This window comes from Methyloceanibacter sp. wino2, from assembly GCF_003071365.1.
In the GTDB taxonomy this organism is placed as follows: domain Bacteria; phylum Pseudomonadota; class Alphaproteobacteria; order Rhizobiales; family Methyloligellaceae; genus Methyloceanibacter.
The window spans coordinates 2,559,016-2,571,198 of record NZ_CP028960.1 but is presented as its reverse complement, the minus strand read 5'-3'; the positions used below and the strand labels follow the sequence as shown (position 1 = coordinate 2,571,198).

The window sequence follows — 12,183 nt, the reverse complement described above, 5'->3', positions numbered from 1 at the left end:
TCGCCGGCTGCGGCTTCAGGCAGCGCTCGTACCTTGTTCCGCATCAATGTGTCGCAGCCGCAAAACGTGCTAGCCTTCTTGGTTCCTGAAGATTGGAGGGCAGCATGACCAACAGAAGGCTCGCCGACATCTTGGGGGACCAGAGGCTCCTGGCACTCAGGGAGCATGCACCAGTCCGGGAAGCCTGCCAGTGCATGTGGGAGCGTCGTAAGGGGTCGGTCCTCGTGATCGATCAAGACAGCCGGCTCATCGGCATTTTCACGGGCCGCGATGCCGTACGCGTGCTTGCCGAAGGCAAGAGCGCCGACGCCACGCCCCTACTGGACGCGATGACACCCAATCCGGTGACGGCCCTGCCCGCAGCCAGCGCCGTCGACGCACTGCGCACCATGAGCGACCGGGGCATCCGCCATCTTCCGGTGGTGGAGAACCACACGATCTTCGGCGTCGTCTCGCGTGGCGACTTCAAGGGCGTCGAGATCGATCGCCTCGACGAAGACGATCATCTGTCGGAATGTCTCCGCTGAGCCCCAGGCTCCCGCCTGCTGTACGCCGGGGTGTCGCAGGCGCCTTTACGCGCCGGCCCTAGGAAGCTTCGGCCCGGCAGCGCTTCACCCCTCACGCGCTCCGCGAGGACGCAGGCTGGTGGCCGTCCATGGCTGGATCCCAGACGAGCGCTCGGTTTCGCCCCGCGGCTTTCGCGGCATAAAGCGCCTCGTCGGCGCGGGCGATGGATGTCTCCACCAAAACTCCCGGCTCGAGGGGCGTGACGCCAAACGAGGCCGTCACGTGAACAGGCTCGTCTGACCCGAGCTCTTGGGGAACGCCCGCAAGCTCACCACGGAGCCGATCGATGATGGCCAGTCCCTCTTCGATCGTGGTCTCAGGCATCACGACCACGAACTCTTCACCGCCATACCGGAACAGCTGATCGTAGGGCCGCAAACCGCGCGCCATGTGGTGCGTACACGCCTTCAGGACATGGTCGCCCGCGGCATGTCCGAACGCGTCGTTGACGGCTTTGAAGTGGTCCAGATCCATCATCGCGACACAGCAGGATTGCGCGCAGCGCTCCACGAGGGCTTGCTGCTCGCGCAGTCTCGACAGGAGGCCAAACCGGCCGGGCACGCCCGTCAACGGATCGACCGCCTGAAGCGCATCTTCCATGACTTGTCTCAGCGCGGCGATTTCCAGCCGCATGTTCTTGAGCGCAGCGATGAAGCGCTGGTACTGCTGAATCGTGACCCGCTCGCCGGCGGCGGTGGAACGCAGCATGTCCGCCGCATAGCAGTGCATCCGCTCATGCGCCGTTCCGAGTTCCGCAAAGCCCGGACGGTTCGAGAGGGCAAGAGGCTGCTTCGTCTCCGAGTAATACCACTGGCCGAGGCGGCACTTGCGATGGGGATTGTCGTCGATATCACGCTGGTCCGGCGGCAGAGCACAAATGAGTGTGCCCATCAGCGACTCCAGCCACTGATCGTGGTTGTAGCTGCAGCGGTCGAGTTCGGCGATTGCCGCACAGAGTTCGTCAGACGAAAGTGTATCGATAGCCATCATCGCCTCTGGGTAGAAGAGGTTGAACACGCTTGATACAGGAGCGCCCTATCCAGAAAGTTAAGGGCCATTAACGAAATTTTGCCCTCGCGCCCCATTCGACAGTTTGAGCGGCACCTCCGAGCCGCTCGCCATGATTACGTGCCGGTCTCGAACGTGAGGTCCGCCGGCGAGATCAGCACACCGAATTGCTGGCACCAGATGACCACGGACGGAAAGTCCTTGAGATTGACGCCCGCCGGGATCGCGTAGTTCTGGCTGCCCTTGAAGGCCCGCAGGCGTCCGAGGTCCACATACATCGTATCCTTCACGTCGTCCGACGACCGGATGTCGGCCTTGGGCACGAGATAGACGTGGTAGTCGGGCCCCGGCCCGACCTCGAAGTCTTGGCCGAGAAATACCGTCTTCGGATAAACGCTGACCTCGCCCTTGCCGTAATGGACGGGGTCTGACGGATTGGCGTGAATGAACGTGCCTTTGGCGACGAGCGCGCCCGCCTCATTACGGTTGAGCGTCTCCATCGCATCCGGCGGCGGGAACAGGTACGGGAAGAAAAAGATGCCGAGGCCGAGGCCCAGCACCAGCCCGATCAGAATGCCGGAAAAGAATCCTTTGATGAATCGCCACATGTCGCCCCTCCCAATGCCCCACGACCGCACCTAGCGTCGTTGGGAGCTTGCCATGGCGTGGGCATGAAGGCGAGCGGCGGATGCCGGACGAGAGCCCTAGTGAACCTGCAATTCGCCCGCCACGAAGCTGAACTCCGTGGGCGAGATCAGCGCCTTGTGCGCCACGCGCACCCGGTAGAGCGGGCCCTCCAGACTGGTGCGCCAGAAATCCAGAAACTCGGACAGCCGCGGGAAGCGCGGCGCGAGATCGAAATCCTGCCAGACGTAGCTCTGCAGAAGCTCCCGGTGATCGGGCAAGCGGTAGAGAATTTCGGCCGTGGTGAGAGAATACCCAGCCATTTGATCGGCGAAGGCCTGATCCATCGGTTCTCGTCCCCCATTTTTCGTCGCGTTTTTGACTCGTCGATGCTAGGACCGACCCCCGAGCCCGTCCAGACGATTTGTTGAGCAATATCAGCGCATTGGCAGCACACGACAGGGAGTGCTGATTTTTTGGCACTCCCACCTTGAAAGTGCCAAGAAGCCCATCTACATAGCGTGCGAGAGGGACCCGGTTCTCGGGTAACGCCCTCGATTCACGACAATTTTTGGACAATCTGTCTGGAGGAGTAAGCAAGATGAAGTTTCGTCCATTGCATGATCGCGTCGTTGTGCGCCGGATCGATGAGGACGAACGGACCGCTGGCGGCATCATCATTCCCGACACGGCCAAGGAAAAGCCGCAGCAGGGTGAAGTCGTTGCCGTGGGCCCGGGCGTCGCCGACGACAAGGGTCAGGTTCAGCCGCTCGACGTCCAGGTGGGCGATCGTGTGCTGTTCGGCAAGTGGTCGGGCACCGAGGTGAAGATCGACGGCGACGACGTTCTCATCATGAAGGAGAGCGACATTCTCGGCGTCCTCGAAGGAGCCACCGCCTCGAAGAAGAAGGCAGCGTAGCGAAAGCCTACCGCCTCAACCGCAATTCGTTTCGCCGCCTGGGCACTGCCGCAATCGCGGGGTGTGACACGCGGCAAGGTTCGAAGGAGTTAAACGCAACATGTCTGCGAAAGATGTGAAATTTTCCCAGGACGCCCGCGAGAAGATGCTCCGCGGCGTCGACATCTTGGCCAATGCGGTCAAGGTGACCCTCGGCCCCAAGGGCCGCAATGTCGTCCTCGAGAAGTCGTTCGGCGCCCCCCGCATCACCAAGGACGGTGTGACGGTCGCCAAGGACATCGAGCTCGAGGATAAGTTCGAGAACATGGGCGCCCAGATGGTGCGCGAGGTTGCTTCCAAGACGGCCGACGAGGCCGGCGACGGCACCACCTCCGCCACGGTCCTCGCCCAGGCTATCGTCAAGGAAGGCGCGAAGTCCGTCGCCGCCGGCTCCAACCCGATGGATCTGAAGCGCGGCATCGACCTCGCCGTCGGCAAGGTCGTCGAGGCGCTGAAGGAGAAGGCCAAGAAGGTCACCTCCAACGACGAGATCGCGCAAGTCGGCACCATTTCGGCCAATGGCGACGCGGATATCGGCCGTTTCATCGCCGAAGCCATGCAGAAGGTCGGCAATGACGGCGTGATTACCGTCGAGGAAGCCAAGAGCCTCGACACCGAGCTCGAGGTCGTCGAAGGCATGCAGTTCGACCGCGGCTACCTCTCCCCCTACTTCATCACCGATGCCGACAAGATGCGCGTCGAGTTGGAGAACCCCTACATCCTCATCAACGAGGCGAAGCTCTCCAATCTTCAGTCCATCCTGCCGCTGCTCGAGGCGGTTGTGCAGTCGGGCCGTCCGCTCCTCATCGTCGCTGAAGACGTCGAGGGCGAGGCTCTGGCCACGCTCGTGGTCAACAAGCTGCGCGGCGGCCTGAAGGTCGCGGCCGTCAAGGCCCCGGGCTTCGGCGATCGCCGCAAGGCCATGCTGCAGGACATCGCTGTCCTGACCGGCGGTCAGGTCATCTCCGAGGATCTCGGCATCAAGCTCGACAACGTCACGCTCGACATGCTTGGCCAGTCCAAGAAGGTCGTCATCACCAAGGACGACACCACGATCGTCGACGGCGTCGGCAAGAAGAAGGACATCGAAGCCCGCGTGTCTCAGATCCGTCAGCAGATCGAGGACACGACGTCCGACTACGACCGTGAGAAGCTGCAGGAGCGTCTGGCGAAGCTCGCCGGCGGCGTTGCGGTGATCAAGGTCGGCGGCGCCACCGAGGTCGAGGTGAAGGAGAAGAAGGACCGTGTCGACGACGCGCTGAACGCAACGCGCGCAGCCGTCGAAGAAGGCATCGTGCCGGGCGGCGGCGTTGCGCTGCTGCGTGCGCTCGACGCCATCGAGTCCCTCCGTGTCAGCAATGACGACCAGAAGGTCGGCATCAACATCGTCCGCCGTGCCCTTCAGGCGCCGCTGCGTCAGATCGCCGAGAATGCCGGCGAAGACGGTGCCGTTGTCGTGGGCAAGATCCTCGACAAGAAGGAGTACAACTTCGGCTACAACGCCGCGACCGGCGAGTACGGCAACCTGGTCAAGGAAGGCGTGATCGACCCGGCGAAGGTCGTGCGCACCGCCCTTCAGGATGCCGCGTCCGTGGCCGGCCTGCTCATCACCACCGAGGCGATGGTGGCCGAGATCCCGAAGAAGTCCGCGCCTGCCATGCCTGGCGGCGACATGGGCGGCATGGGCGGTATGGGTGGCATGGGCTTCTAAGCCAGGACCCTTTCCGTCGCGTTCTTTCGGAACGCATCGACAAACGCGAAAGCCGCGCCTTCGGGCGCGGCTTTTTTCTTGGCGCTACGCGTCGCGGGCCGCGGCCAGCTTCCCGGCGATCGCCAGTAGCCCATCTCGATCTTCCTTGAAGCCACCATCGATCCAGCACTGCTCGGCCGCGCGCAGCATCTCGCCGATCGCGGGGCCGGAGAACGGGCCTAGCGCCGTGATGTCGGGTCCGCGCAACGGAAAGACCGGGGGTTCCCAGCGCTCGGCCAGCGTCGCCGCACGGCGCCAATCGGGATCGGTGGCGGGCGCATCGCTGGTCGCCCAGGCCAGCAGCATCCGCGAAGCATAGTTTTCAGGGCCCAGCCGGTAGAGCTTGCGCTTGGCCGCGGCCTCGCTCGGCAACGCCTCGTCGAACGGCACACCGGCCAGCGCGAGCAGAGCCCGCTCCGCATTGGAGAGCTTGAAACGGCGCGCAAGCCGCTTGGCGTCCTCGGGAATGAAGATCGCAAGGGCCGCGAGCCGCAAAATGGCGTTGGGCTCGCGATCGAGCGCCGCCTCGATCTCGATGAGACGCGCGAAACGGGATAGGCGCGGCACGGCCCCAAGGATGTCGCAGAGCAGCCCGAAGGCGAACAAGACATACACCGCTTCATACGCGCGCGGCGCGACAAGCAGACGCTTCAGCTCGCTCGCCACGCGTTCCGCCGATAGCTGGCGCAGGCCAGCACGTTCGCGCACGCAGGCCGACAAGCCTTCCGCATCGAACGCGCCCCAGCCAAAGGACGCGTTGAAACGGAAGAAGCGCAGAATGCGCAGATAGTCTTCCTTGATGCGCAAAACAGCGTCGCCGATGAAGCGCACGCGCCCGGCAACGAGATCCGGATAGCCGCCGAGCGGGTCGAACAGCGTCCCGTCCGCGCCTGCGTAGAGCGCGTTGATCGTGAAGTCCCGTCGCGCCGCATCTTCCGCCCAATCCTCGGTGAACGCGACCGTGGCATGGCGTCCGAACGTCTCCACGTCGCGGCGCAGCGTCGTGACCTCGAAGGAGACGCCGTCGGCGACCACCGTCACCGTCCCATGGGGAAGTCCCGTCGGGATAGCCTTGAGGCCGGCCTTGCGCGCCCGCGCGATGACAGCCTCAGGATGGATCGTCGTGGCGAAGTCCACATCCGCGACCGGCAACCCGAGCAGCGCATTGCGCACGGCCCCGCCCACGGCACGGGTGGCGCCCGTCTCGCCCGAAAGCGCCGCGAACACGCGGACCGTCTCAGGGCGTGCGAGCCACGCGGCCCCGTCGAGCGAAGGCGGCGGCAGGTCCTGGGGCACGTCTTGCGGTGTGTCGTGTTCGGCCATGGCGGTTGATCCGAATGGCGGTTGGTCCGACAGGACGGGCAAAAGTCAATCGATCCCGCCCGGTTTGATGACGCCGTCTTCAAGAACCGACGGCTGGTAACTGCCTTCGCGATCACCGCCGGTGAACTCCACCAGCGTGAGCAGCCCGATGAACAGGACGACAAGGCCGGCAAGGATGAGCCAGAGGAACGGCGCACCGGCCATGGCACGATTGGGCGCGACGCCCTTCACCCATACCACATAGGCCGCGTAGATCAGGAAAGGCAGCAGAAACAACAGGATGTTGATGAGAACAATGCGCAACATCGCGTTCGGCAGTCTCCCCTGGTCGGCTGTTGGTGGCTTTCTACGCGCGCCGTTGTGCGCAAGCTTAACGGCGGCTCACGCACATTGCGAGCGCGCTTTCCCCGCGGCTAGCCTCACTCGTCCATGGGAAAGGGAAAGAACGCGCCGCAACTCCAAACGCCCGGCCCCTCATCAGTCTCCACGGTCAACTCGGCGAGCTCGTAATAGACCGCGCGCGAGAGCTGGGCCCGCAGCCCGTTCCGCACCTCCACGTAGGGTGCCTGCCCGCCCTCCGGCTCGGCGCGAAATCCGATCGGGTGTTCGGGGCCCGCGGTGACTTCATCATCCACATTGGTGGTGAAGGTGAGACGCTGGTCGGGCCCTTCTCCGTCCCGCGTCATGGAGATCGCGATGAACGGCTCGCCCTCGACTTCGATCGGCACTTTCTCCACGGGCGTGACGAGGTAGAACCCGTCGTCCTCGCGCCTCAGCACGGTCGAAAACAGCTTCACGAGAGGCTTCCGCCCGATCGGCGAGCCCTCGTAGAACCAGGTGCCGTCGCGGGTGATTTTTAGGCCGATATCCCCGCAAACATTAAGCTTTGGCAATGATGGCTTGGCCTGTTTGCCGCCATCACTGGCAGATGCTACGAGTCCTTGGGAGTACTTTTTAGGCATTGTCGTATTCAGCCCAAAACGACCTTGTGTTCGCAAGAAAGAACTTAAGAGACACAAACAAGGGATTGTGATCCGATTGCCGGCCAAAGTGTTCTGCTTCCATACGACTTTAGCCCTATTTTTCCTCCACCTTGTGGATTCACCCCAACGGAAATGTAGATAAGACAGTCATGACCACACTTGAATCGGAGCCCCAGCTCGTCGACCGCCTCGACGAAATCGGAAGCAAAATCCAGGATGTACGCGAGGCGACCTCGTCCGTCATCTTCGGTCAGGAGCGGGTCATTGACTTGGCGCTGGTGACGTTGCTCTCGGGCGGGCACGCCCTCCTTATCGGTGTGCCGGGTCTTGCGAAGACGAGCCTCGTCGAAACGCTGGGCGCCGTGCTCGGTCTCGAGAACAAGCGCATTCAGTTCACGCCGGACCTGATGCCCTCCGACATCGTGGGTTCCGAAGTCCTTGAAGAAGATGCGAGCGGCAAGCGCGAGTTCCGCTTCGTCAAAGGACCGATCTTCACCCAGCTTCTGATGGCCGACGAAATCAACCGCGCGAGCCCCAAGACGCAGTCGGCTCTGCTGCAGGCCATGCAGGAGCATCACGTGACCATGGCCGGCGTCCGTCATGACGTACCGTTGCCCTTCCACGTGCTCGCGACCCAGAACCCGCTGGAGCAGGAAGGCACCTATCCGCTGCCCGAGGCGCAGCTCGACCGCTTCCTGCTGCAGATCGACGTGTCCTACCCTGATGCCGAGTCCGAGCGGCGCATGCTCTTCGCCACCACCGGCACCGAGGAGCGCAAGCTCAAGACGATCCTGTCCGCGAGGAACTGATGGTCGCGCAGCGCCTGGTGCGCCAGTTGCCCGTGGGCGATCAAGTCGTGGACGCGATTCTGAAGCTCGTCCGCTCCGCCCGTCCCGGCACGGGCATCGACCAGACCTTGGACGAGATGATCGCCTGGGGCCCGGGCCCGCGCGCGAGCCAAGCGCTGATGCTGGCCGTCCGCGCCAAGGCCATGATGGAAGGCCGCCTGGCCCCGTCCGTGGACGACGTGATCGACCTCGCCGAACCTGTCTTGAAGCACCGCATGTCGCTGACCTTCGCCGCCCGCGCCGAAGGGATCGAGATGAGCGACATGATGGCAAGGCTCATCGAGCCGCTGAAGTAGGCCTTGCGGTGGCAAACGCACGCGCAGCGCTTCAACCGTTTCTGACGGAAGAGGCCGAAGCCCACGGGCTTGCGGCGCGCATGCCTGCGCTTCTCGTCGAGGCGCGCCGTGTCGCTCACACCGTGACGCACGGCACTCATGGCCGCCGCCGGCCTGGACCCGGCGAGACCTTCTGGCAATTCCGGCATTTCGACGTGAACGACGCCGAGGCTGCGATCGACTGGCGCCGCTCGGCAAGCTCCGACCGGCTGTTTGTCCGCGAACGCGAATGGGAAGCGGCGCACACGGTGTGGCTCTGGCTTGACCTGTCGCCGTCCATGCGGTTCCGGTCGTTTTTGTCGAAGACCTCGAAGGAGAGCCGCGCTGTCGTGCTGGCGCTCGGGCTGACAGAACTGCTGGCGCGCGCCGGAGAACGCATCGGCCTCATGGGCCGCGCGCCGTCCTCGGGCCGGTTTGCAAGCCGCAAGGTCGCCGAAGTTCTTCTCAGCGAAACGGCGGACGACAGCCTGCCGCCGCCCGCGCGCCTTAACCGCTTTTCCGAGTGCGTTCTGTTTTCCGATTTCCTCGAGCCGATCGACGAGATGGTCGAACGCTTCCACCAGATCGCCAGCCAAGGCGTGCGCGGTCATCTGGTTCAGATTCTCGATCCCGCCGAAGAGACCCTGCCCTATTCGGGGCGGACGGAGTTCGAAGCCTCCGAAGGCGGTGCGACCATGATCGCGGGCCGCGCCGAAGACCTTCGCGAAAAATATCAGAAGCGGATCGAGCGCCATCGTCTCGACCTGCAGGAGGTCGCCCGTCAACTCGGCTGGTCCTTCGTCGTGCACCATACCGATCGGCCCGCCGAAGAAGTGTTGCTCGCCATCCATGGTCAGCTCGCCGGCCAGGAGCGCGACTACCGCTATCGCGCGGCGCGCGCCACGGCTGAAACGGCGCCGGCCGCAAAGGGAGCCGGCTCATGATGACGCTCGGCCCCATCGGCTTCATGCAGCCTTGGATTTTATTGGCCCTGGCGGCACTGCCCGCCATCTGGTGGCTGCTGCGCTTCACCCCGCCGAGCCCGAAGGTGGTCGAGTTTCCGCCGACCCGCCTGCTCGCCGAGCTAAAGCCCACCGAAGAGACGCCGGCCCGCAGCCCCTGGTGGTTGACCCTGATGCGGATGCTGCTGGCCGCATTGTTGATCCTCGCCCTCGCGCGGCCCGTCATCAATCCCGACGAGGGCCGTTTCACCGGCGAGGGCACCATGCTCCTCGTGGTCGACAATGGCTGGGCCTCGGCGGCGTATTGGAACGCACGGCGCGAAGCCATCGAGGCCGCGATCGACCGCGCCGACCGGGGCGACCGCAACGTGCTGATCGTGCCGACGGCCGCCACCGACGAGATCGGCGAGGCACTGCCTGCCGACGCCGTCCGCGAGCGCATCGCCGGGCTCGTGCCCCAGCCCTTCGCGCCGGATCGGGAAGCCGTCACCGCGACGATGAAGGAAGCCCTGAAGGAAACCTCCGGCTACAGCGTGATTTGGCTGAGCGACGGCCTGGACTACGGCCATGCCGAGGACTTCGCGTCCTGGCTCGGCACGCTCGCCGACGGCGGCGGCCTGACGGTGCTGAAGCCCGGCCCGCTGGAGACGCCGCTGGGCGTCGGACATGCCCGCGCCGAAGGTGGCACGCTCGCCGGCCGGGTCGTCGCCGGAGCCGAGGGACCGATTTCGGGAACCATTCGGGCCGTAACGGCACGGGGCGAACCGCTGGGTGAAGCGCCCTTCACGATCAAGCGCGGCGAGACCGAAGCCATCGCCCCCTTCGACCTGCCGCTCGAAATCCGCAATCAGGTCGCGCGCCTGCAGATCAAGGGGCAGCGCTCCGCGAGCGCCGTGCATCTCTTGGACGCGCAATCCCAATGGCATCGCGTCGGCATCGTCTCCGGCGAATCGCAAGAGGAAGCCCAGCCGCTCCTGTCGCCGCTCTATTATGTGGAGCGGGCCCTGTCGCCCTACGCGGACGTGCTCATTCCGACCGAAGCCAACGTCGCCACCGCCATCAACGACCTGATCGACAAGCAGCGCGTCTCCACCATCGTGCTGGCCGATATCGGGCGGCTCACGCCGGCGACCCAGGAGGAGCTGGAAGCCTGGCTCGACAAGGGCGGTGTCCTGATCCGTTTTGCCGGCCCACGTCTCGAGCAAGGCGGCGACGAACTCTTGCCCGTCGCGCTGCGTCGCGGCGGCCGGTCGCTCGGCGGCGCCCTCTCTTGGGGCACGCCGCAACCGCTCTCGCCCTTCGAGGACAAAAGCCCGTTCTACGGTCTCGACGTGCCCGAAGACATCCGAGTGAATCGCCAAGTCCTCGCCGACCCCGCCGTCACCATGGACGCGGAGATTTGGGCGACGCTGACCGACGGCACGCCGCTCGTCACCGCAAAGCGCCAAGGCGACGGCTGGGTCGTCCTGTTCCACGTCACCGCGAACTCCGACTGGTCGAACCTGCCGCTATCAGGCCTGTTCGTGCAGATGCTGCGCCAGACGATGGCCCTCGGCCCGAGCCAGATCCTTTCCTCGACCGATGAGGGCGACGGGACGGCCGATGCCGCCGCGGATACGCCGCGCCGTGCCGCGACGACGGCGCTCGCGCCGGTTCAGACCCTCGACGGGTTCGGCCAGCTCGTGCCGCCGCCTCTGAACGCCGCTCCCATCGCGCCCGATCAATTCGCCAAGACGGTCGCCGGTCCTGATCACCCGCCGGGCTATTACGGTCCTTCCGGTCAGGCCCGCGCGCTGAACATCGTCAAGACCGACACGAAATTCGTACCCCTTCCGGATGTGGCAGGCGCGAGTACGGTCGGCTTCTACACATTGAAGAAGCCGTTCGCGCTTGAGCCCTGGCTTTATCTGGCGGCACTCGGCCTCTTCGCACTCGATATTCTTGCCGTGCTCGCGCTGAGCACCGGCCTCGGCTTCCGCAGGCCGCACCGGGCGACGGCTGCAATGGTGTTTGCGATGCTGCTCGCCGCGGCCGGCGCGGCGCCTCATGCCGCACAAGCGCAGGACACCGACACCGTCGAAACAGCGGCCAAGTCCGACGCGGACGCGGAGGAGTTTGCCCTCAACGCAACGCTCAAGACGCGCCTCGCCTATGTCCTGACCGGCGACAGCCGGATCGACCGCACCAGCCAGGACGGCCTCTTGGGTCTCAGCAAAGTGCTTGGCGCCCGTACCGCGCTTGAGCCGGGCGCGCCGATGGGCGTCGACATCGAAACCGACGATCTGTCGTTCTTCCCGGTGCTGTACTGGCCGGTGCGCGAAGATGCCGAATCGTTGTCGGACGAGACACTCGCCAAGGTCGACGCCTATATGAAGCAAGGCGGCATGATCGTGTTCGACACGCGCGACCAGGAGCGCGTGGCCTATGGTGGCAGCCAGGGCAAGGCGCTGACCCGCCTGATCGGCCGGCTCGACCTTCCCGCGCTCGAGCCCGTGCCCGGCAATCACGTGCTGACGCGGTCGTTCTATCTGATGAACAGCTTCCCGGGCCGCTGGGACGGCGGATCGCTGTGGGTCGAGGCGGAACCGGCCAACGAGGCGGAACGCAATGCACGTGCGCGGCGTACGGACGGTGTGAGTTCCGTCGTGGTCACGTCCAACGATTTTGCCAGCGCCTGGGCGCTGGATGACAGCAACCGCCCGCTCTACCCGGTGGTGCCCGGCGGTGAGCTCCAGCGCGAGATGTCGTTCCGCGCAGGTGTCAATCTCGTCATGTATGCCCTCACCGGCAACTACAAGGCGGACCAGGTCCACGTGCCTGCGCTGCTGGAAAGGTTGGGGCAGTAG

At 64.7% G+C, this 12,183-nt stretch carries 11 protein-coding genes and 1 pseudogene; 6 read left to right on the top strand and 6 right to left on the bottom strand.

Annotated elements, in window-relative coordinates; all coding sequences use genetic code 11:
* Positions 1-104 precede the first annotated feature (104 nt).
* On the top strand, positions 105-527 hold the full coding sequence (locus DCY11_RS12140; RefSeq protein WP_108683104.1) for a cyclic nucleotide-binding/CBS domain-containing protein: 423 nt from the start codon (positions 105-107) through the stop codon (positions 525-527).
* A 91-nt stretch (positions 528-618) separates the two neighbouring features.
* Here DCY11_RS12140 and DCY11_RS12135 read toward each other — a convergent pair whose 3' ends face one another.
* From DCY11_RS12135 to DCY11_RS12125, 3 genes are all read right to left on the bottom strand, one after another.
* A complete protein-coding gene (locus tag DCY11_RS12135; RefSeq protein ID WP_108683103.1) occupies positions 619-1,584 on the bottom strand; it encodes a diguanylate cyclase in 966 nt (321 codons plus the stop codon).
* A 107-nt stretch (positions 1,585-1,691) separates the two neighbouring features.
* The gene (locus DCY11_RS12130) at positions 1,692-2,183 is read right to left on the bottom strand and encodes a DM13 domain-containing protein (RefSeq protein WP_108683102.1); all 492 of its coding nucleotides are present in this window, start codon (positions 2,181-2,183) and stop codon (positions 1,692-1,694) included.
* A gap of 96 nt (positions 2,184-2,279) precedes the next feature.
* Positions 2,280-2,546: an usg protein gene (locus DCY11_RS12125; protein ID WP_108683101.1), complete on the bottom strand. Its 267-nt coding sequence runs from the start codon at positions 2,544-2,546 to the stop codon at positions 2,280-2,282.
* Between the two features lie 254 nt (positions 2,547-2,800).
* On the opposite strand from DCY11_RS12125, the gene groES reads away from it, so the two are divergent.
* Together groES and groL are read left to right on the top strand one after the other, a co-directional pair.
* Entirely contained in the window at positions 2,801-3,118 is a 318-nt protein-coding gene (gene groES, locus DCY11_RS12120; protein WP_108683100.1) for a co-chaperone GroES, read from the top strand.
* 100 nt (positions 3,119-3,218) lie between these two features.
* Positions 3,219-4,868 (top strand): chaperonin GroEL, encoded by a 1,650-nt coding sequence (gene groL / locus DCY11_RS12115; protein WP_108683099.1) that lies wholly within the window; start codon positions 3,219-3,221, stop codon positions 4,866-4,868.
* Positions 4,869-4,952: 84 nt separating this feature from the next.
* On the opposite strand, the gene DCY11_RS12110 is transcribed toward groL, so the two are convergent.
* The 3 genes from DCY11_RS12110 to DCY11_RS12100 form a co-directional block, all read right to left on the bottom strand.
* The gene (locus DCY11_RS12110) at positions 4,953-6,230 is read right to left on the bottom strand and encodes a CCA tRNA nucleotidyltransferase (protein ID WP_108683098.1); all 1,278 of its coding nucleotides are present in this window, start codon (positions 6,228-6,230) and stop codon (positions 4,953-4,955) included.
* Between the two features lie 45 nt (positions 6,231-6,275).
* Entirely contained in the window at positions 6,276-6,536 is a 261-nt protein-coding gene (locus tag DCY11_RS12105) for a DUF6111 family protein (RefSeq protein WP_108683097.1), read from the bottom strand.
* A gap of 113 nt (positions 6,537-6,649) precedes the next feature.
* Positions 6,650-7,123: a DUF1285 domain-containing protein gene (locus DCY11_RS12100; RefSeq protein ID WP_245409359.1), complete on the bottom strand. Its 474-nt coding sequence runs from the start codon at positions 7,121-7,123 to the stop codon at positions 6,650-6,652.
* Positions 7,124-7,362: 239 nt separating this feature from the next.
* Here DCY11_RS12100 and DCY11_RS12095 point away from each other — a divergent pair.
* The 3 genes and pseudogenes from DCY11_RS12095 to DCY11_RS12085 all read left to right on the top strand — a co-directional run bounded on the left by DCY11_RS12095 (position 7,363) and on the right by DCY11_RS12085 (position 12,183).
* Positions 7,363-8,357, top strand: a pseudogene (locus tag DCY11_RS12095) (AAA family ATPase).
* An 8-nt stretch (positions 8,358-8,365) separates the two neighbouring features.
* Positions 8,366-9,319 carry a DUF58 domain-containing protein gene (locus DCY11_RS12090; protein WP_245409358.1) on the top strand — a complete coding sequence of 318 codons (954 nt, stop codon included), beginning with the start codon at positions 8,366-8,368 and terminating at the stop codon, positions 9,317-9,319.
* A complete protein-coding gene (locus tag DCY11_RS12085) occupies positions 9,316-12,183 on the top strand; it encodes a DUF4159 domain-containing protein (RefSeq protein ID WP_245409357.1) in 2,868 nt (955 codons plus the stop codon). The genes DCY11_RS12090 and DCY11_RS12085 overlap by 4 nt, the downstream gene beginning before the upstream one ends.

Bases quoted from the DNA above. Each gene is read 5' to 3' on its own strand.
- DCY11_RS12140 (WP_108683104.1), top strand. From the start codon at position 105: ATGACCAACAGAAGGCTCGCCGACATCTTGGGGGACCAGAGGCTCCTG.
- DCY11_RS12130 (WP_108683102.1), bottom strand. From the start codon at position 2,183: ATGTGGCGATTCATCAAAGGATTCTTTTCCGGCATTCTGATCGGGCTG.
- DCY11_RS12125 (WP_108683101.1), bottom strand. From the start codon at position 2,546: ATGGATCAGGCCTTCGCCGATCAAATGGCTGGGTATTCTCTCACCACG.
- groES (WP_108683100.1), top strand. From the start codon at position 2,801: ATGAAGTTTCGTCCATTGCATGATCGCGTCGTTGTGCGCCGGATCGAT.
- groL (WP_108683099.1), top strand. From the start codon at position 3,219: ATGTCTGCGAAAGATGTGAAATTTTCCCAGGACGCCCGCGAGAAGATG.
- DCY11_RS12110 (WP_108683098.1), bottom strand. From the start codon at position 6,230: ATGGCCGAACACGACACACCGCAAGACGTGCCCCAGGACCTGCCGCCG.
- DCY11_RS12105 (WP_108683097.1), bottom strand. From the start codon at position 6,536: ATGTTGCGCATTGTTCTCATCAACATCCTGTTGTTTCTGCTGCCTTTC.
- DCY11_RS12085 (WP_245409357.1), top strand. From the start codon at position 9,316: ATGATGACGCTCGGCCCCATCGGCTTCATGCAGCCTTGGATTTTATTG.